An 18,317-nucleotide genomic window follows, 5' to 3' on the forward strand; every position below is an offset into this window, starting at 1 on the left:
CAACGGAGAGGACGCAGAAAAACGGCAATACCTTCCGTTAACCGGTTGGCACTGCCGTTCTACTGAGCGGGCTATAAATTAGGTTTATGGGTAACGTTTGTCCGCTGCTTAGAACCAGATCAGATAGACCACTAAGGCCAGCAGAATCCGGTAAATCGCGAACGGCAGCAGCTTGATCCGGTTAATCAGTTTCAGGAAGAAGCGCATCGAGATCAGTGCGAACAGAAAGGCGCTGATAAAGCCGGCGATAAAAAAAGGCAGTGCATCCAGCGTGAAATACTGCCAGTTCTTGATCAATGAAATCATACTCGCGCCGGCCATGATCGGTACCGCCATAATAAAGGTGAAATCCGCTGCGGCCCGGTGGCTCATCCCCAGCAGCACGCCTCCGGATATTGTCGAGCCGGAGCGTGAGAAGCCCGGCCAGAGGGAAATGCACTGGATTAACCCGACCGATATCGCCTGCCGGTATGTAATTTGATCGACACTTTCTGTTTTGACCTTCTTAGGGGCAAACCGGTCGGCGCAGATCATGAACACCGCCCCGACTACCAGCCCGATTAGCACCGTCGAGGTCGAGAACAAATGTTCATCAATGTAATCCTCGAACAAGAAGCCGAAGATCCCCGCCGGAATAAGTCCGACAATGACCTGTGCCAGCTTCAGCCGGCCTTCCGTCTCCACCTGCGGCACTCCATCCGGCACAGCCGTCATCTCTTTGCGGCTGAACCGCTTCAAGCCCAGCAAATCAATGAACCGGTTACGGAAGATAATAACCACCGCAAGAATGGATCCCAACTGGATCACGACCTTGAACGTATTGGCCGTGTATTTTCCCAGAAACTCCTGCGATTTCAGCCACATATCATCGACAATGATCATATGGCCTGTGGAGGAAACCGGAGCAAACTCGGTCAACCCTTCTACAATACCCAGAATAATAGCTTTAATAATAGTTAGCAGCTCCATGTCTATCCCTCCTTATGATTAAGCTTATCCGCGGGCTTTGCCCGCTGTCTGGCGTCTGCGGAAATACAGCAGTCCCAGTATAAGAACTCCAGCCGCAAGCAAGACGTATACGATGTTCGAGTACGTATCCATATACCCTGCGATATCCTCCCATGATTCCCCCAGCGCCGCACCCAGCAGAATGAGCAGGAGATTCCAGGCCAATGTGCCGATGGTGGTGAACAGCAGGAAGTGGCCGAATTTCATCCCGGACATCCCGGCCGGAATCGAGATCAGACTGCGCACCAGCGGAATCATCCGGCAGAACAGCACGGTCCAGTAGCCGTATTTATCAAACCAAGCATCGGCCCTGCGGATATCCTTCCCACTGATCCGGATCCATCCGCCCCAGCGTTCGACGATCCGCTCCAGTCTGCTTACATCCAACATCCGGCCGATCCAGTACAGCACGACTGCACCAAGTAGTGATCCGGCAGTAGCCGCAATCAGCACACCGGTAATGGTCATATCGGAGGTGGTGGTCATGAATCCGCCGAACGGGAGGATGATCTCTGATGGAATCGGCGGAAAAATATTTTCCAGAGCCAGCATCAGCAGAATACCGGCGTAGCCGAACTGCTCCATAAAGTCAGTAATCCATGTTTTCATTAGCAGATCCCCGCTTTCAGATCAGATTTTTTTTGAGATTGCGCAGATAACGGCCGCGGATCAGGATGAAATACAGCCCCTGCGCTGCCAGGTAACCGGCCAGCACCGCCCCTGTTTCAGCAGCAATGGACAGATAGAAGAGCCGCTGCAGGGCAATAAAAGCAAACAAACTATGCATAATGGCTATCCCTACCGGCACGAAGAACATCAGCGCAAGCTGCAGGGTTAAGGAACGGTCCAGCTCCTGATCGGTCAGCCCCATTTTGGACAAAGTGGAATACTGCAGCCGGTCATGGTCAAGATCCGTATAGAGCCGGAAATACAGGAAGCTGCCTGCGGCGATAAAAAACACGGTACCGACCAAGAGCGAAGCGAACAGCATTGTGCTGTACAGCGTCTTCTGAATTTCAAACAGCGTCCCGCTGACCACAACCGCATAGGGGGAGTCCCTTTCATAGGCTACCTTTCCTTTATCAGCGAGTGTCCCTGCAATACCGGAAGTTTGCGGGAAATCATCAACGTAGAAGCCGGTATAATAGTCAATCTGCGCCGGAATAATCGAGTGGAACAGACTGTCACTGACTACAACTCCGCTGAAATCCCCGCCGTCCCGCCCATCCAGCTCAGGCAGCAGGTATTCGGCAATCGGGACATGCTCCGTATAACCGGTCTCCGCAATCTCCGTGCCCTGTTCTAGGGTGTACACCGCTTTGATCCGGCCCCACGTTAAGCTGCGGTCCCGCTGGGAGCCGATCATCACCAGTCCTTCGTTCCCTTGGAGCGGCTGCTCATGGGAAATGAATCCGGCATGCTGGAGAGCCAGCTTATAATCGCTGTAGGCCATCAGCGGAAGCTGACGGGTCCGGTCCGGCCCGGTCTGGGACTTCACTTCCGCGTATTTGACCGGTATTGACAGAGTTTCATAAGGCAGGCCCAGACGCTCCAGCTCATCCCGGATGCCCCGTAAATCTCCTTCTGCGTTGTAGCCGGCCTGACTCCCTTTGGCCACATAACCTACTGCCGCAGGATAATCCAGCTTCAGCTCTCTAGACAAGGTATGAATGGATGCAAATACCCCTACAGAAGTGAATGAGACTGCGGAAACAATGGTCACCATAAAAAACATCCGCCCGTTGTCCTTCCAGCGGTGAGACAAGCCTGAGAGCATAATCATATGGGTCTTATGCCAATAGAAACGGCGCATCCCCCGCAGGAGCTTAACGATGTAGAGACTCAGCTGTGTATAGAACAGATAGGTCCCGGCAACCGTAATGGCCACCACCGGGAACATGACCATCTCAACGGAAGCTGCTGTTGCCGAAGCTGCCAGACCATAACCGCCCAACAGCAGCAGCGCAGAGACAACAGCCAGCAACGGAGACACCCGCGGCTCCTGCTCCGCTTTGCGTCCGCTCTGGAACAACCCGCGTGGTGATTCCCGGCCGATAAAGGCAAAGGTGCACAGGGAGATCAGCACGAACAGGAGGGCGAAGCTGCTGACCGTTAACAGGGGTGCCTGCCAGGAGAAATAAAATTTCAGCGGAGCGATCCCGAGAAATTCAGCTCCGATCATTAGAAACAGCTTGCCGAGCAGCAGCCCAAGCACAGTGCCGGTCAGAATTGCAGAGCTGCCGATCAGCATATTTTCCAGAAACACCATCTTGTTCAGCTGTCCCTTGGTCATCCCGTGCATCAGCAGAACGCTGAATTCCAGCTTGCGTGACTGGAGAAAAGAGCCTACGGAAACGAGCATGAACAGCGAGGAGAATACAAAGATAATCCCTTCCGCCACCATCATCGTATTAGCCGCCGTGCTCAGAATCGTATCCCTGGCGATGTCCGGATGAAAAATAAACAGCGCACAGAGAAAGAAAACCATTACGGAAAAGGCACTGCTCACAAAATAAGCGGCATACTTGCGTTTATTCCTTGCGACATTCCTATAAGCGAACTGGCGAAAGGTCATGAGTAGCTCCCCCCAGCAGCGACAGCATATCGATGATGTTCTGGAAAAAAGCCGCCCTGCTGCTGCCACGGTACATCTCGCTGTAGAAACGCCCGTCTTTAATAAAAATCACCCGGTGGCAAAAGCTCGCTGCCACCGCATCATGTGTAACCATCAGTACTGTGGCACCTTCCGCCTCATTCACCTCGGCCAGCAGATTCATGACTTCGCCTGCTGCCTTGGAGTCCAGGCTGCCTGTCGGCTCATCCGCCAGAATCAGCGAAGGGCGGTGAATCATCGCCCGGGCAATCGCTACCCGCTGCATCTGGCCGCCGGAAAGCTCATAGGTCCGTTTGGACAATAGTGGCGTAATTTCCAGTCTCAGCGCGGCTTCCTTCAGTCTGCTCTCCATCTCCGCTACGGAGACGCCGGCAAGCGTCAGCGGAAGCACGATGTTCTCCTCCACGGTGAGCGTATCAAGCAAATTATACTGCTGAAAGACAAATCCCAGCTCCTTGCGGCGGAACAGGGCCTTATCCTTACGCCCCAGCTTGTTCGGGTCCCGTCCGCCGATCATGACTTCACCCGAGGTAGGTTCATCGATCGTTGCGATGACGTTCAGCAGGGTAGTTTTTCCGCTGCCTGAAGGTCCCATAATACCGACAAACTCCCCTTTCTCCACAGCAAAGCGGATATGGTTCAGCGCATGGATGGACACCTTGCCCTCATATATTTTGGATAGATTATGAACGTCTAACAGGGGCAAGTGCGACCGCTCCTTCTGTGATTTGTATTGTCTTCATTATACAAACTGTAAACTTTAGCTGCTATTTCTGAAACTTACAGTCACCTTACATAATTGTAAGCAAGACAGGGTTGACAGCGATTAGTGGAACGACTATATTTATATGCATGAGCATGCATTTATTATTTTCCTAGACCTCTTTACATAAAAGCATGCCAAATTCAGAACCCTGCCAAGGAGAGATAAAAATGAACGATCTGTTCACGCCTTATGAGCTAAAGGATTTAAAGCTGAAAAACCGTGTGGTTATGCCTCCTATGTGCCAATATTCAGTTACAGACAAGGACGGGATCGCTACGGATTGGCATTATAATCACTACGTAAGCCGGGCCGTTGGCGGAACCGGACTGATTATTATAGAAATGACCGACGTAGATCCGGATGGCCGGATTACCGATTATGATCTGGGCATCTGGTCGAATGAGCATATTGCCGGTTTGGCGAGAATTGTAGACGCCTGCCATGCCTATGGGGCCAAGGTGGGGATTCAGATTGCCCATGCCGGACGCAAAGCCGAAGATGCAGCGGTGCCTGTGTCCTCCTCTCCTATCCCGTTTGATGACAAATCCAAAACACCGCGTGAGCTGACAACGGCGGAAGTGAAAGAAATGGTGAACAAATTCCAGGCTGGTGTAAGACGGGCCGTTCAGGCCGGTTTCGATGTCATTGAGCTGCACGGCGCCCACGGTTATCTGATTCATCAGTTTCATTCCCCGCTCACCAACCGCAGAACCGATGAATACGGCCAGGATCTTACTCTGTTCGGAAAAGAAGTCATCGCTGCCGCCAAACGTGAGATGCCGGAAGGTATGCCGCTCATTATGCGCATCTCGGCGCAGGAATATGTTGAAGGCGGCTACGGCATCAAGGAGAGTCTTGCTATTGGCGCAGCCTATAAGGAAGCGGGAGCCGATATTTTCCATATCAGCGCCGGTGGTGAAGGAGCGATTGCTGCTGCAGGCAGACCGGGTACACATGCTGCCTATCAGGTTCCGCTTGCACGGGCCTTCAAGCAGGAGCTGGCAGTTCCGGTAATTGCTGTAGGCCGGCTGGATGAAGCAGCGCTCGCCAACGCGGTTATCGGCAATGAGGACGCTGATCTTATAGCTGTGGGCCGGGGGATGCTGAGAAATCCATACTGGACGCTGGAAGCCGGCGTACAGCTCGGTAAGAACCCGGGGCTGCCAAAGCAGTATGCCTTTGGTTTCCCCAGAATCAGCAACTAAGCTAGAGGCTGATTCATTCAGATCGGCTGCGCGTGCGGTTTTCAATCCCTCGGGCTTCTTTTCTCGCAACCTGCGGGGTGATGATGGTATAATGGATACTACTTAATTTCATGTGCCGGCATACACCGGGAGAGGATTTTGCAGATGAAGAATAACCTGGAGGATGAGCTGATTACCAGCTGGTTGTCTCTGACTCATATACAGATGAATGTGGCAAATGAACTTGAAGCGAGGCTACAGGAGAATTACCAGCTATCCCTGAAGGAATTCTACCTGCTGCTCTTTCTCTCTGAGGCTCCGGAGAAGAAGCTGAAGCTCCAGCAGCTGGAGTCGATGGTCGGGCTTAGCCAGAGCGCTGTTTCCCGGCTGGTCAGCCGCTTTGAAGCCAAGGGCTGCGGAGCGCTGGAGCGGAAATCCTGCGATGCTGACCGCAGAAGTATTTATACTTCGCTGACTGACTACGGGCAGAGCAAGGTAGACCGCGCGCGGGTAACCGTGAACGAGGTGCTGGCTGAGGCCTTTCCCCGGAGCGAAACCGCGCAGCTGCTGGAGCAGCTTGCCCGCCTGAAACAGCAATAAACTTCTGCTGTCTTTGGCAGAGACAACGCAAAACCCGCCGGCCCTTTTATGGGACGGCGGGTTTTCTGTAGTGGACAAGAACACACATCACCACCCCGGCATACACCAGTAATAAACGAACCGTGAGGTGTGTGTATGCTGTTTGCGCTGATGCAGCTGATTGGCGGTATTATTCTTTCTATAGGATGGATTCCGCAAATTGTTCAAATCTTAAAGACGAGGTCTGTCTCCGATTTAAGCTTGAAAGCCTATCTGTTGATGCTGCTCGGCATCGGTCTGATGGAGGCTTATGCGGTAAACTTGGCTGCTGACGGGAACGGCTTGGCCTTTCTGATTACCAATACGCTGTCCCTCGCCGTTGTTTCTACCGTCGTTCTCCTGATCCTGCGCTACCGTTCACCGCGTTTCCCGAAAAAGTAATCCGCACCGTCGTCCCCTTGCCGACCTCAGAGGAAATCTCGACCTCATGCCCCAGCTTGCCGCAGATCTGCTTGACGAGATACAGGCCCATCCCGGTTGATTCCTGAAAGCTGCGCCCGTTCACACCGGTAAAATACGGATCGAATACCCGCGGCAGGTCGCCGGGGGGAATGCCTACCCCTTCATCACGCACCTCAAGGATAACCCTTCCCTGCTCCCCTGCATAACCATGAAAATATACAAATTTGCCTTCCTCAACCGTATATCGCAGCGCATTAGTAATTAGCTGAGTGAGTACAAAAGTCAGCCATTTCTCATCTGAAGTGATGGTGATGCCGCTGTCCACGGAAATGGCCGGAAAGACCCGTTTGCGGATGAACAGCCGCTTCTGCTCAGAAGTCACACTGCGCACAATGTCTGTAAGTTTCAGCTGCTCTACGTAAAAATCATGCTCGAACGTATCCAGCCGGGCGGTGTAGAGCACCGTATCCAGCCCTTTTTTCAGCCGGTCCAGCTCGTCGCCGATTGCGGTGAATGGAGGTCCGTCCTTGTCCTGTATGATCAAATGGATCACCGAGAGCGGTGTCTTCATGCCATGCACCCACTGATTAATGAAATGGATATGCTCCTCCAGCTTGTGGCGGTAGCTGTGCAGATCATTCTGATAGAGCCGGAACTGCTGGGTCAGCAGTGTGCGCAGGCTGTCAGCAAGCGGTGAGCTCTGGGCGGGACCGCCTGCTTCATCAAGCGAGCCCGGCGGCGACTGCAGCCGCTCATAGAATGAGCGGTTGCTAAGATAACGGTAAGCCAGATATCCCAACAGCAGGCAGGTGCTGAGCAGCCCAGCATAGAGGCTCACCTCTACCGCACTTCCGCCATCCAGCCGGTATATCAGTGTGATGATCAGCAATTGGGCTATGTAGACTACGATCAGCGGCGTCTGTTCCCGCAAAAACAGCTTCATCCTACGCTTCCCCCCAGTTGCCCGATAACCGGTAGCCTTGACCGCGCACGGTCTGAAGCCCGTCCTGGATATCCAGCACGGCCAACTTTTTGCGTACCCGGGTGACATAGACATTCAGCGTATTATCATCAACGAACGCCTGCTCATCCCAGATTTTCTCCAGCAGCCGGTCGCGTGTGACGATCATGCCGACTTTTTTCATCAGTTCATCGAGAATTTTCGCTTCGGTGTGGCTAAGCTCAACCTTAGCGCTGCCGCGTGACAGAACCAGCCGCTCTACATCAAGCATCAGTCCGGAAACGCTCAGGCTGCGCTCATTGCTCCCCGCGGCATAGGAGCCGTAGGCACGGCGGAGATGGCTTTTGATTTTGGCAAAGGCAATCTCATAATCAAACGGCTTCGTAATATAATCATCCGCACCGTTCTCCAGTGCCATGACCTGATCCATTTTACCGTCACGGGCAGAGATGAACAGAATCGGGCAGGTGGAAATCCCGCGGATCTGGCGGCACCAGTAGTAACCGTCGAATTTGGGCAGATTCACATCCAGCAGCACCAGATGCGGCGCATATTGCTCAAACTCCGCTTTTACCGCATCAAAATCGCGCACGGCCTGCGTCTCATAGCCGAACTTATGTAGATAATTCTGAAGCAGGGTTACCAGTCCCTGGTCATCCTCAATAATGAATATTTTGAACATAGGAGGCCTCCGGTTGCATCCTTAGCGTAAGCCAAGGGGGTTGCCCATAATATATACAGTCCCTGCAGGCTAGTCAAATATTAACCCATCATGCTATCCTCACAAAATAAAAAGCCGTCCTTCCGGCAATCCGGTAGGAACGGCTGATTAACTTGTTGCAGGCTATCTGCCGTCAAGCAGATTGCCCAGCCCGCCGAGGATGCTTCCTTCTTCCTTGCGTCCGGAATTGCCTGCAGCGGACAATATGCGGTCCGCCATCCGGCTGAACGGCAGCGACTGCACCCATACCTTGCCCGGTCCGCGCAGGGTGGCGAAGAACAGGCCTTCACCGCCGAACAGCGCTGTTTTTACACCTTTAACGAATTCGATATTGTACTCCACCGATGAAGTCATAGCGACCAGACAGCCGGTATCAAGCTTAATGGTTTCGCCTGGCTGAAGGGTCCGCTCCATCACGTAACCGCCGGAATGAACGAAGGAGAGGCCATCTCCCTCGAGCTTTTGCATAATAAACCCTTCCCCCCCGAAGAACCCTACACCCAGCTTGCGCTGGAATTCGATGCCCACAGACACCCCTTTGGCCGCACAGAGGAATGCATCCTTCTGACAGATGATTTTCCCGTTATACTGCTGCAGGTCGAGCGGGATGATTTTGCCCGGATAAGGGGCGGCAAAGGTTACACTCTTCCGTCCATACCCCCCGGTGTGAGTAAAGAGGGTCATAAAGAGACTTTCCCCCGTCAGTATACGTTTACCCGCACCCATCAGCTTGCCCATCAGCCCGTTCCCCCGCTGGGAACCCGAGCCGTCGCCAAAAATGGTCTCCATGGTGATCTCCGGGTCCATCATCATAAAGCTGCCCGCTTCCGCAATTACACTCTCTCCGGGGTCAAGCTGCACCTCTACACACTGAATTTCTTCACCCATAATGACATAATCGATTTCGTGAGCACTCATTCCTGTTTCCTCCTAAGTGTTTTGTTGAGCACAGCTCCCAGACTTCCTGCAATTCTATGATGTTTGAATGAGATATATACGTTCAGTGTAGAGGGGCGGTTCCTGATTATCAATGAAAAAAGAAACAAAAAGAGGCCTGCAGGAATCTAATCCCGCTGGCCTCTCATCATGAACCCTGTGACTGAGGGTTAACTTTGCATTATTCACATTACTGTACCATCGTGCGGCTTACCCAGCTTCGGCTGAAGCTTTGGCACTTTGCTCAGCTTCGCTCTGCCGAAAGAAGTGGTAAAGGTGATTACATAACCGGCAACTACCACGGCCATCACCGTATACAGCGTCTCCTTAACCGGCATGTAGAACAGCGACAATGCCAGAACAATTACATCCATCAGGATGAATACAGTACCTACTTTAATTCCTTTCCATTCACTGATCAGCAGCGACAATATATCATCACCGCCGCTCGCCCCGCCGCCGCGCAGGACCAATCCCGCTCCTAGACCTGTCAGTACACCGGACAACAACGCCGCAAGCGGCAAGTTATCCTGCAAGTTGATCACCCATCCGGAATAGCGTTCCATCAGTCCATAGAACAGCGTGAAGGCTCCTACGGAGATGAAGGTGTTGACCACGAACGACTTTCCTTTGAATATCACTGCGATTAGAAGTACTGGAATGTCTAAGAGTAGTGTAGATAATGAAGGCGAAATTCCTAATACGTATTTGCCGAGTAATGCCAGGCCAACAAACCCGCCCTCGGTCAAATGATTCTGATAATTAATGTGATAATAAGTAAACGCTAATAGCAAAGTTCCGGACAAAATAACGGTGAGTCTTAGCGGCAAATTTGTGCCACTGTTGTGATTCCTCATACAGGTCTCCCCTTATCGTAGATGGCGGCTTAGACGTCACCGATGCCTCTACGAGGGTCATACCAGAGGAGCTATTCCTTCGCATACAATACTCCCTTCCCTTGTGAGAGGCGGCTTCGTCAATGAACAACGTACGCACATTCTACAGGGAAGCTAAGTATAAGACAGATCATAACGTTTCCAAATCGTCCTTTGGGGAATCGTCCTTCGGGGACACATGGTATCCTGATCCTTTCTCTAATTTAATAAGTTCTGAATAGATTATACCACGCCGCAGGTACTCTCTAAACATTTTTCCAGTAAAATAGTTCACGAACTGTGTAAAATCTGTGGTTATTCCTGATTACGGAGCAAACGGTTGACCGTTTCACGCCGGACGCCGATCAATTGCCCAATTTCTTCCTGTGTTAACAGATCTGTCAGCTGTGCGCCATACGCATATTCATTCATCCAGCGGGTCAGCAGGTCCATCCGTTCAGCCGGCGATCCAACCGTAAGATGATCTACCCGCGTCTGCATAAAACGCACCTTTTCCTGGAGCAGTAGTGCAATCTCCATGACTTTCCCCGGATTCTCACGCAGCTCGCGGTACCATTCCGCAGCCGGAATGACATCAACCTCGCTTTTCATCATCGCGACAGCTGTTCCATGCGCCTCCTTTGGCGAAATGAGGGAATGGTGGGGAACGGTCTCGCCGGGATACAGAAGGTTAAACAGCACCATATTCCCGTTCTCATGCAGCCTTGTTACTTTAAACAGCCCGCTTTTCACCCGATACAGATAATCGCAGCTGTCTCCCTGTCGGAACAAGGCTTCCCCTTTGTGCAGAATCATCTCGCTCTCTCCTTTAGCTTCACTTTATATATATTGGTCATTATACAGAAATACGCCTGAAAAATGCAGCAGACTACAACAAAAAAACTGCGGGCAGCAGAAAGGTGTCTGATGTCCCGCAGTTTTTTATTGTGATTAATGAAATTATTGTTTATCCTGCAGCGGCTTCTTCCATAGTCCAAATGCCAGACCGGAGATGACGGAACCGATCAGAACGGCTAGCAGGAACAGCAGCGCATTGCTGGAAAGAGCGGCGACGAAAATCCCGCCGTGAGGCGCAGGGACGTTAATATGCCAAAGCTGAGTGAGGCCGCCGGCTACGGCTGAGCCTAAGATACAGGTAGTCAGGACACGCAGCGGATCGGCTGCAGCAAAAGGAATCGCGCCTTCCGTGATAAACGATAAACCAAGCACATAGTTGGTGATACCGGATTTGCGTTCGGTTTCCGTGAATTTATTCTTGAACAGCGTAGTTGCCAGTGCAATTGCCAGCGGAGGAACCATCCCCCCTGCCATAACGGCTGCCATCATCAATCCGTTCTCATTGCCGCTTGAGGTAAATACCCCGATTGCAAAGGTGTATGCTGCTTTATTGAAGGGACCGCCCATATCAATAGCCATCATTCCGCCAAGAACAATTCCCAAAAGGACCATGTTTCCGGTACCCAGATTGTTAAGCGCATCAATGAGCCCTTCGTTGAGCCAGCTGAAGACTGGATCAAACAGGTAAAACATTATGGCACCAGTGATCAGCAGACCAAACACTGGGTACAGTAGAATCGGCTTCAACCCGTCAAGGGTACGCGGCAATCCGGCAAACGCCTTGCGGAGGCCAACGATTACATAACCGGCCAGGAAACCTGCAGCCAGACCGCCGAGGAAACCGGCGTTGGAATTCAGGGCCATGATACCGCCAACCATCCCGGGCATGAGCGCCGGCCGGTCGCCGATGCTCATCGCGATAAATCCGGCGAGAATCGGGATCAGGAAGTGGAACGCACCGTCTCCGCCGCCGATCGTCTGGAGCAGCTTCACTAGCGGATTGTCAACGCTGGCCACCTGCTCGATCAGGAAGGAGATCGCCAGCAGAATACCTCCGCCGACTACAAACGGGAGCATATGCGAAATACCGTTCATCAGGTCTTTATAGATTTTGCTGCCGATGCTGCCGGACTTCGCAGCCGCTGTGTCATCATGGCTGCTTCGTCCTTCGCTCTGGTAGATCGGAGCATCGCCTTTTACAGCCTTGCTGATCAGCTCTTCCGGCTTCCGTATGCCGTCGCTGACCGGTCTTTGCAGCACCGGCTTGCCGGCGAAGCGGGCCATCTCTACATTCTTGTCGGCGGCAATAATAACGCCGCTGGCCCGGCGGATCTCATCCGCAGTCAGCACATTCTGCGCACCTTCGGAGCCGTTGGTCTCCACTCGGATATTGACACCCATTGCCAGCGCTTTTTTCTTAAGGGCATCCTCTGCCATAAAGGTGTGGGCAATCCCGGTAGGGCAAGCTGTTACAGCGACAACGAAGCTTGAGGAAGCCGGATTTCCTGTAATTACAGAAGCTGACTTAGCTGCTCCTGCAGCCTCGTTCTCTTGCGCTTTAGCCTCTTCTTCTGCCTGCTTGGCATCAAACAGGGCAGCAACTTCATCCGGCGTATCTGCATTCATGAGCGCTTCGATGAATTCGCTTTCAATCAGTAGCCTGGACAACGAAGCCAAGGTGCGCAGGTGCATATTTCCAGCACCATCGGGTGCTGCAATCATAAAGAACAGCTTAGCAGGTTCATCATCCAGTGAAGCAAAATCGACACCGGCACGGCTTTTGGCGAACACTACGGTTGCTTCATTGACCGCCTTTGTCTTGGCATGAGGCATTGCAATCCCTCCGCCGATCCCCGTGCTGGACTGGGCTTCGCGCGCCAGAATCTTTTCTTTGAACAGCTTCTTGTCACTGATCCGTCCGCTGGCCGCAAGACTGGCGATCAGTTCATCAATCGCCGCTTCTTTCGTTGTGGCCTGCAGGTTCATGATCATTGTATCTTTTATCATCAGGTCTGTAATTCTCATGTTAATCAGCTCCCTATTTTCCTATAAATGCCGCTTGCTTATAACTGTGAAATTTGGATCTGCGGCCGAAGCTGCTCAATAAGCTCCCCGTCCGCCAAATCATCAGAGAATGCAGTCGCACTTCCCGATGCAACGCCTGTGCGGAATGCCTCCAGCACATCCCCCGTCTTGGACAACGTACCCACGAACCCGGCAATCATCGAATCCCCGGCACCTACAGAATTCTTCACCTTGCCTGCCGGCGCGTTCGCATAAAACACCCCCTGCTCTGAAATGAACAGCGCTCCTTCACCTGCCATGGATACAAGCACATGCTGCGCACCCGATTCCAGCAGCTTGCGTCCGTAAGTGATAATTTCCGCTCTGGTGCTGATGGTCACGCCAAACAATTCGGCAAGTTCATGATGATTCGGCTTGACGAGCAGCGGACCATGGATAAGCGCCTGCTTCAAGGCCTGGCCGGTCGTATCGATGACGAATTCCGCCCCCTGCTCCTTGCATACTCCAATCAGCTTGTTATAGAAGTCTTCGCCAAGCGACGGGGGAATGCTCCCGGACATGATAACGATATCTCCGGACTTAAGATTATAAAGCTTGTTCATCAGTGCATCGGCTTCCACCATACTGATGTCCGGTCCGGCTCCGTTGATCTCGGTTTCTTCGCCGGATTTCAGCTTTATATTGATCCGGGTGTCACCACAGACCGGAACAAAATCGCTGGAGGTGCCTTCTTCCTGCAGCCAGTCCTCAATGAACTGTCCGGTGAACCCGCCAAGGAAGCCGGTCGCCGTATTTCTAACTTTGAGCTGATTCAGCACGCGTGATACGTTGATCCCTTTGCCTCCCGGCAGTTTCAGATCACGTGTCATACGGTTTAAGCTGCCGAGCCTCAAATCTTCAACTTCCACGATATAGTCAATGGAAGGATTGAGTGTGACTGTATATATCATTTTTATCCCTCATTATTGTGGTTTACTTGATTTCAGACGATGGTAAAGTCTACATCCAGCGCTTCGAGCCCGCGGATAAAGCTGTCCGGCGTGTCCGAATCCAGGATGAAATGATCGATTTCCTGCAGGTCAGCCACTTTGCAAAAGGAGACCTGCCCGATTTTGCTGTGATCCGCCAGCAGAATGGCCTGCTTGGCAACGGCAATCATTTTGCGTTTCGTGGCTGCCTCCAGCATATTCGGGGTGGAAATCCCGTCGTGCAGATCAAGTCCGTTCGTACCGAGAAAGGCTTTATCCACCCGTACCATCTCCAGAGACCGTTCCGTCATCGGGCCTACAAAAGCCATTGTATCCGGCCGCAGCATGCCCCCGGTAATCGAAACTTCGATATTCCGGAAATCCTTCAGCTCGTTCAGCGCCATAATCGAATTGGTAATGACCTTAAGATTGGAGAAGCCCTTCAGCATCTTGGCAATCTGCAGGGTCGTCGTTCCTCCATCCAGCAGGATCGCGTCGCCTTCCTGAATCAGCTCGACCGCCTTACGGGCTATCCGTAGCTTCTCCTCCTGGAACCGGTCTTCCTTGTCCGGAAATGCGGCCTCAAAGTTGACACTTTGCAGTGAAACCGCTCCGCCATGTGTCCGCTTCAGCAGCCTTGCTTCCTCCAGCTCCTTCAGATCCCTGCGAACCGTCGATTCCGAGACACCAAGCTGCTGGCTGAGCTCCTGCACGGATGCTCTCGTCTGCTGCTCCACGAACTGCACAATGCTGCGTTTTCTTTCCTCTTCAAACAGCACATCCATCACTCCTTGGATGCAGTACGCGGGCTTATATTCTGCCAGCCCTGCATCATCTATGCTTACAATTGATAATTTTGCTCATTTGCTTGGATCGTAATGACCGTTATTGATCATTTGTGCTCATTTATGATTTTAACAGCGTTTTCAAGGTCTGTAAAGCGCTTTTTTGATCACAAATGCGCATTCAGCTCTTTGCTGGAAATATCCTCCCGATTGCCTATCTCATCTAGGTAGACAATGACATATTTTATAATACATATGGCGAAAAGCGGGTGAACAGAAAATGGCCTATAACAATAACGGGAACGGTGGCAGTAAGAGCAATAAGAAAAGCAGCAGTAGTTCCGCCAGCAATGGAAATCAGGTTGAATCTGCGGAACTGTCAGCTGACGATTATGAGATTATTGCTGCCGGACTTTCCGTTCTGGGAGAATTCTTCGCTTTCTTAGCACTCGTCAAGGCAAAAGAAGTTACTAAGGAAACAGGGGGGCAGGTAGATCTGGCGCCGGATCTGTTTATTCAATCACGAAAAAAGGCGATGAAACGGAAATCCCGTCCATCGCGCTGATGTTTTTTATATGCAGCCGTCTTCCCTCAAGAGCCTGTTAAACGGACTCCAATGGAAGGGTCTGATGCTGCTCCAATATTTCACTAACCTGCTTGCGCTGATCCTCCGGAACATTCACAATAACAAGAATGTGCTCCTGCTCCGCATGCTCCGCATACCGGGCGGCATCCTGCTTAGGAATTCCTATACTAATCAGGCTGACAGTAAGGCCATCACCTTCCAGGTCAGCCCCTGCCAGCTTGCGCGCAGCTGGTCCTGCGGCCACAGCAGTATCATCAATCATATCCAGCCCTACCCCAAGCTCCCGGTCGGTTCCGAACAAGCCCGAATTGCCATTTCCGCTCTCCGTTTTTCCAATACCGGTATCATGGCTGATGATCTCCAGCGTATTCTTTTGTTTCGTGACGGCTGAGATTTGCTTCGCTTTAATTCCACTTTTACGCAAGGACTCGATAGCAAGTGCAGCATCGCTCCTGTGCCCGAATATCCCTATAACCAGTGTAGTCATCTGCAGTCCCCTCCTATTATTGCGATATTAACCGCCTATTTTACCGCTTAAACCAGGATAGGGGGTATGGGGTGCGTAACCCGGCTGAATCAATCCCTAGCAATTCGGTTATAAAGATAGAATCGGGATTATGTTACTAGAACATCCATGATCCTAAATGATACATAATGTGTAATTAGATAATAGGAGGTGCTGCTATGCTGCAAAGTAAGTATTTTCGGACCTGTCTGTCCATTATCGCCTTCTTGACGATTCTCTATCTGGGCTCCAAGGTTTTTTTTCTGTTTAATCCTGTGCTGGCGATTCTAAATCTGCTGCTGGTGCCAATGATGCTGTCGGGATTCATGTATTATCTGCTGCGGCCGCTCGTAAAGTTTCTGGAGAAGCATAATCTGAACCGGGCACTGTCTATTCTTTTAATCTATCTGGTGTTCATCGGCCTGTTCGTGCTCTTCTGGATCCTCGTCTGGCCAACGCTGCGCGAGCAGTTCCAGAATTTTATCGAGAATATGCCTAACTTTGTCCAAGGAATACAAGATCAATTCACCAAGCTGCAGAGTGATCCTACCTTCTCGCGCTTTTTCAAAGGCGATACCGATCTTTCGGTGAGAGTCTCCGAATATTTGAGCAATGGCGTCACATGGGTGACCAACTCTATGTCCAATCTTATCGGCGTCATCTCCAGTATTGTCGTCATCATAGCCACGCTGCCGGTTATTCTGTATTACATGCTCAAAGACGGGCATAAGCTGTCGCCGATTCTGCAAAGCCTGATTCCACGGAAATACCGCAAGGAAGGCCAGGATATTCTGGCGGATATCGACAGTGCGCTGAGCGGTTTTATCGTTACCCGTGTGCTGCTGAATGTTGTACTTGGCATCATGCTGTACATCGGGTTTTTAATTATCGGGCTGCCCTATTCACTGCTGCTCGCAGTTATCTCCATACCGCTTAACTTCATTCCTTATGTTGGTTCGCTGCTTGCCGCTGTACCGGTGGTTATCGTCGGATTCATTGAATCGCCATCGATGGCGGTCTGGTCGCTCGTCATTATTGTCATTGCCCAGCAAATTCAGGATAATGTACTTTCTCCGATCATTTACGGTAAATCGCTGGATGTGCATCCGCTGACCACGGTTGTTCTTGTACTGGTGGGTGGAGATTTCTTCGGGATTATCGGGGTATTAATTGCTCTGCCGGTCTACATGATTGCCAAAATCATCTTTTTGCGGATCTACGAGATTGTCATTGCAGAAAGGGTGGAGGAAATTCATATCACCCCGGAGGAGAAGCTATAGGAAAAATAAAAAAGGCTGTGCCACTCCTTCCGGAGGGCACGGCCTTTTGTTAGGGGATCTGCTCAGCCCCGCAGGGAACGGACCACAAATAGATGTGAGCCTTTCATCAGGTTCTGTCCGTCCTGGAGGGTAACCGAGCCTTTGGTATGCGAGATGATTACCGAATTAAACGCGATCAGCTGATCACCTCTCCAGACGGTTACCGCTGATTTAAAATAAACTGCATTGTCAAACTGCTGCCGTTCTCTCATGACGTATCCGACGGAGTGTAGAACCGGGGGCAAAGCTCTCTCTTTGGGAGCGAGTGCCTTTATGAACACAATGTCACGAAAAGGTACAGCAATTTCCTGATGGCCGATAACAGCCACCGAAGCCGCAGGGTCCCATTTGCGCAGCACGCCCTTCATGATCGTATACGGCGGTTCGCCGCAATACATAATGACAGGTCTGCCTACCCAATGCTTCATTGCTACACCCCCTTCGCTGTGTCCTAGCTACCTATACATTCGGTATGGACCAATCTATTCCTTTCAAACCATGCGACTCCAAAAATTGATTTGCCTGTGAAAAGGGCCGGCTGCCTAAAAATCCGCGGTGTGCGGAGAACGGACTTGGGTGCGGAGACTGAATGATTTTATGCCGGCTCTGGTCAATGTTAGCCCCTTTTTGCTGGGCATGGCTGCCCCAGAGGATAAATACGACCGGTTCTGTCCGTTCATTCAGCTTCTCCATAATGGCACCGGTAAATGTCTCCCAGCCCAGTCCTTTATGAGAATTGGGTTGTCCTTCACGTACAGTTAAGACTGTATTGAGCATCAGCACGCCTTCTTCGGCCCAATGCAGCAATGAGCCATGATTCGGAGCCGTTACCCCTATATCGTTCTGCAGCTCCTGGTAAATATTGCGCAGTGAAGGCGGAATCCGCACCCCGGGCTTCACCGAAAAGCTTAACCCGTGAGCCTGGCCCGCTCCATGATAAGGGTCCTGTCCCAGTATAACGACCCGCGTCTTGCTGTAAGGCGTCAGCTTGAGTGCCGAGAACAGCAAATCCTTCGGCGGGTAGACCGTATATTGGCCGTACTCCGCATCTAATGCATTAAGCAGCTCCTGAAAATAGGGTTTCTCCGTTTCCTGCTGCAGTACCTCGTCCCAATCGTTGCCAAACATCCCCGGTCTCCTCCCGCTTTTGCCTGTTGGTAAATCT

20 protein-coding genes are annotated in these 18,317 nt (G+C 51.6%); 5 read left to right on the forward strand and 15 right to left on the reverse strand.

Annotated elements, in window-relative coordinates; genetic code table 11:
- Positions 1–108: 108 nt before the first annotated feature.
- Genes L6H70_RS09345 through L6H70_RS09360 form a run of 4 tightly spaced genes read right to left on the reverse strand, consistent with a single transcriptional unit; the run spans position 109 to position 4,328 of the window.
- On the reverse strand, positions 109–969 hold the full coding sequence (locus L6H70_RS09345) for an undecaprenyl-diphosphate phosphatase (protein ID WP_236332128.1): 861 nt from the start codon (positions 967–969) through the stop codon (positions 109–111).
- Between the two features lie 24 nt (positions 970–993).
- Positions 994–1,617: a DedA family protein gene (locus L6H70_RS09350; RefSeq protein ID WP_236332130.1), complete on the reverse strand. Its 624-nt coding sequence runs from the start codon at positions 1,615–1,617 to the stop codon at positions 994–996.
- Positions 1,618–1,633: 16 nt separating this feature from the next.
- A complete protein-coding gene (locus L6H70_RS09355) occupies positions 1,634–3,583 on the reverse strand; it encodes an ABC transporter permease (RefSeq protein ID WP_236332133.1) in 1,950 nt (649 codons plus the stop codon).
- Entirely contained in the window at positions 3,558–4,328 is a 771-nt protein-coding gene (locus L6H70_RS09360) for an ABC transporter ATP-binding protein (RefSeq protein ID WP_236332134.1), read from the reverse strand. The genes L6H70_RS09355 and L6H70_RS09360 overlap by 26 nt, the downstream gene beginning before the upstream one ends.
- 227 nt (positions 4,329–4,555) lie before the next feature.
- Between L6H70_RS09360 and L6H70_RS09365 the strand changes: the two genes are divergently transcribed.
- From L6H70_RS09365 to L6H70_RS09375, 3 genes are all read left to right on the forward strand, one after another.
- Complete coding sequence (locus tag L6H70_RS09365; protein WP_236332136.1) at positions 4,556–5,593, forward strand: NADH:flavin oxidoreductase/NADH oxidase; 1,038 nt, start codon at positions 4,556–4,558, stop codon at positions 5,591–5,593.
- Between the two features lie 144 nt (positions 5,594–5,737).
- Positions 5,738–6,172, forward strand: coding sequence for a MarR family winged helix-turn-helix transcriptional regulator (locus tag L6H70_RS09370; RefSeq protein ID WP_236332139.1), 435 nt, complete (start codon positions 5,738–5,740; stop codon positions 6,170–6,172).
- A gap of 135 nt (positions 6,173–6,307) precedes the next feature.
- Positions 6,308–6,592: a PQ-loop domain-containing transporter gene (locus L6H70_RS09375; protein WP_236332141.1), complete on the forward strand. Its 285-nt coding sequence runs from the start codon at positions 6,308–6,310 to the stop codon at positions 6,590–6,592.
- Here the strand turns inward: L6H70_RS09375 and L6H70_RS09380 are convergent.
- The 8 genes from L6H70_RS09380 to L6H70_RS09415 all read right to left on the reverse strand — a co-directional run bounded on the left by L6H70_RS09380 (position 6,537) and on the right by L6H70_RS09415 (position 14,742).
- Complete coding sequence (locus L6H70_RS09380; protein ID WP_236332143.1) at positions 6,537–7,556, reverse strand: sensor histidine kinase; 1,020 nt, start codon at positions 7,554–7,556, stop codon at positions 6,537–6,539. The genes L6H70_RS09375 and L6H70_RS09380 overlap by 56 nt on opposite strands.
- A gap of 1 nt (position 7,557) precedes the next feature.
- Positions 7,558–8,256: a response regulator transcription factor gene (locus L6H70_RS09385; RefSeq protein ID WP_236332145.1), complete on the reverse strand. Its 699-nt coding sequence runs from the start codon at positions 8,254–8,256 to the stop codon at positions 7,558–7,560.
- Positions 8,257–8,418: 162 nt separating this feature from the next.
- Positions 8,419–9,213: a TIGR00266 family protein gene (locus L6H70_RS09390; RefSeq protein ID WP_236332147.1), complete on the reverse strand. Its 795-nt coding sequence runs from the start codon at positions 9,211–9,213 to the stop codon at positions 8,419–8,421.
- A gap of 203 nt (positions 9,214–9,416) precedes the next feature.
- Complete coding sequence (locus L6H70_RS09395) at positions 9,417–10,088, reverse strand: YitT family protein (RefSeq protein WP_236332149.1); 672 nt, start codon at positions 10,086–10,088, stop codon at positions 9,417–9,419.
- Between the two features lie 333 nt (positions 10,089–10,421).
- Positions 10,422–10,922, reverse strand: a complete 501-nt coding sequence (locus L6H70_RS09400) for a Crp/Fnr family transcriptional regulator (RefSeq protein ID WP_236332151.1) — start codon at positions 10,920–10,922, stop codon at positions 10,422–10,424.
- 144 nt (positions 10,923–11,066) lie between these two features.
- On the reverse strand, positions 11,067–12,989 hold the full coding sequence (locus L6H70_RS09405; RefSeq protein WP_236332153.1) for a PTS fructose transporter subunit IIABC: 1,923 nt from the start codon (positions 12,987–12,989) through the stop codon (positions 11,067–11,069).
- Between the two features lie 38 nt (positions 12,990–13,027).
- Positions 13,028–13,939 (reverse strand): 1-phosphofructokinase, encoded by a 912-nt coding sequence (gene pfkB, locus L6H70_RS09410; RefSeq protein WP_236332155.1) that lies wholly within the window; start codon positions 13,937–13,939, stop codon positions 13,028–13,030.
- A gap of 32 nt (positions 13,940–13,971) precedes the next feature.
- Positions 13,972–14,742, reverse strand: coding sequence for a DeoR/GlpR family DNA-binding transcription regulator (locus tag L6H70_RS09415; RefSeq protein WP_423802785.1), 771 nt, complete (start codon positions 14,740–14,742; stop codon positions 13,972–13,974).
- 280 nt (positions 14,743–15,022) lie between these two features.
- Between L6H70_RS09415 and L6H70_RS09420 the strand changes: the two genes are divergently transcribed.
- Positions 15,023–15,307, forward strand: a complete 285-nt coding sequence (locus L6H70_RS09420; RefSeq protein ID WP_236332160.1) for a hypothetical protein — start codon at positions 15,023–15,025, stop codon at positions 15,305–15,307.
- Between the two features lie 37 nt (positions 15,308–15,344).
- On the opposite strand, the gene L6H70_RS09425 is transcribed toward L6H70_RS09420, so the two are convergent.
- On the reverse strand, positions 15,345–15,815 hold the full coding sequence (locus L6H70_RS09425; protein ID WP_236332162.1) for a general stress protein: 471 nt from the start codon (positions 15,813–15,815) through the stop codon (positions 15,345–15,347).
- A 197-nt stretch (positions 15,816–16,012) separates the two neighbouring features.
- On the opposite strand from L6H70_RS09425, the gene L6H70_RS09430 reads away from it, so the two are divergent.
- The gene (locus L6H70_RS09430; RefSeq protein ID WP_236332163.1) at positions 16,013–17,113 is read left to right on the forward strand and encodes an AI-2E family transporter; all 1,101 of its coding nucleotides are present in this window, start codon (positions 16,013–16,015) and stop codon (positions 17,111–17,113) included.
- 62 nt (positions 17,114–17,175) lie between these two features.
- On the opposite strand, the gene L6H70_RS09435 is transcribed toward L6H70_RS09430, so the two are convergent.
- On the reverse strand, positions 17,176–17,580 hold the full coding sequence (locus L6H70_RS09435) for a hypothetical protein (RefSeq protein WP_236332165.1): 405 nt from the start codon (positions 17,578–17,580) through the stop codon (positions 17,176–17,178).
- A gap of 31 nt (positions 17,581–17,611) precedes the next feature.
- Positions 17,612–18,280 carry a uracil-DNA glycosylase gene (locus L6H70_RS09440; RefSeq protein ID WP_236332168.1) on the reverse strand — a complete coding sequence of 223 codons (669 nt, stop codon included), beginning with the start codon at positions 18,278–18,280 and terminating at the stop codon, positions 17,612–17,614.
- Between the last annotated feature and the right edge of the window lie 37 nt (positions 18,281–18,317).

This window comes from Paenibacillus auburnensis (assembly GCF_927798115.1).
GTDB lineage: Bacteria > Bacillota > Bacilli > Paenibacillales > Paenibacillaceae > Paenibacillus_AQ > Paenibacillus_AQ auburnensis.

Excerpts from the sequence above, each read along its gene's own strand:
- L6H70_RS09345 (WP_236332128.1), bottom strand. The coding sequence starts at position 969 with ATGGAGCTGCTAACTATTATTAAAGCTATTATTCTGGGTATTGTAGAA.
- L6H70_RS09350 (WP_236332130.1), bottom strand. The coding sequence starts at position 1,617 with ATGAAAACATGGATTACTGACTTTATGGAGCAGTTCGGCTACGCCGGT.
- L6H70_RS09355 (WP_236332133.1), bottom strand. The coding sequence starts at position 3,583 with ATGACCTTTCGCCAGTTCGCTTATAGGAATGTCGCAAGGAATAAACGC.
- L6H70_RS09365 (WP_236332136.1), top strand. The coding sequence starts at position 4,556 with ATGAACGATCTGTTCACGCCTTATGAGCTAAAGGATTTAAAGCTGAAA.
- L6H70_RS09370 (WP_236332139.1), top strand. The coding sequence starts at position 5,738 with ATGAAGAATAACCTGGAGGATGAGCTGATTACCAGCTGGTTGTCTCTG.
- L6H70_RS09375 (WP_236332141.1), top strand. The coding sequence starts at position 6,308 with ATGCTGTTTGCGCTGATGCAGCTGATTGGCGGTATTATTCTTTCTATA.
- L6H70_RS09380 (WP_236332143.1), bottom strand. The coding sequence starts at position 7,556 with ATGAAGCTGTTTTTGCGGGAACAGACGCCGCTGATCGTAGTCTACATA.
- L6H70_RS09385 (WP_236332145.1), bottom strand. The coding sequence starts at position 8,256 with ATGTTCAAAATATTCATTATTGAGGATGACCAGGGACTGGTAACCCTG.
- L6H70_RS09390 (WP_236332147.1), bottom strand. The coding sequence starts at position 9,213 with ATGAGTGCTCACGAAATCGATTATGTCATTATGGGTGAAGAAATTCAG.
- L6H70_RS09395 (WP_236332149.1), bottom strand. The coding sequence starts at position 10,088 with ATGAGGAATCACAACAGTGGCACAAATTTGCCGCTAAGACTCACCGTT.
- L6H70_RS09400 (WP_236332151.1), bottom strand. The coding sequence starts at position 10,922 with ATGATTCTGCACAAAGGGGAAGCCTTGTTCCGACAGGGAGACAGCTGC.
- L6H70_RS09405 (WP_236332153.1), bottom strand. The coding sequence starts at position 12,989 with ATGAGAATTACAGACCTGATGATAAAAGATACAATGATCATGAACCTG.
- pfkB (WP_236332155.1), bottom strand. The coding sequence starts at position 13,939 with ATGATATATACAGTCACACTCAATCCTTCCATTGACTATATCGTGGAA.
- L6H70_RS09415 (WP_423802785.1), bottom strand. The coding sequence starts at position 14,742 with ATGGATGTGCTGTTTGAAGAGGAAAGAAAACGCAGCATTGTGCAGTTC.
- L6H70_RS09420 (WP_236332160.1), top strand. The coding sequence starts at position 15,023 with ATGGCCTATAACAATAACGGGAACGGTGGCAGTAAGAGCAATAAGAAA.
- L6H70_RS09425 (WP_236332162.1), bottom strand. The coding sequence starts at position 15,815 with ATGACTACACTGGTTATAGGGATATTCGGGCACAGGAGCGATGCTGCA.
- L6H70_RS09430 (WP_236332163.1), top strand. The coding sequence starts at position 16,013 with ATGCTGCAAAGTAAGTATTTTCGGACCTGTCTGTCCATTATCGCCTTC.
- L6H70_RS09435 (WP_236332165.1), bottom strand. The coding sequence starts at position 17,580 with ATGAAGCATTGGGTAGGCAGACCTGTCATTATGTATTGCGGCGAACCG.
- L6H70_RS09440 (WP_236332168.1), bottom strand. The coding sequence starts at position 18,280 with ATGTTTGGCAACGATTGGGACGAGGTACTGCAGCAGGAAACGGAGAAA.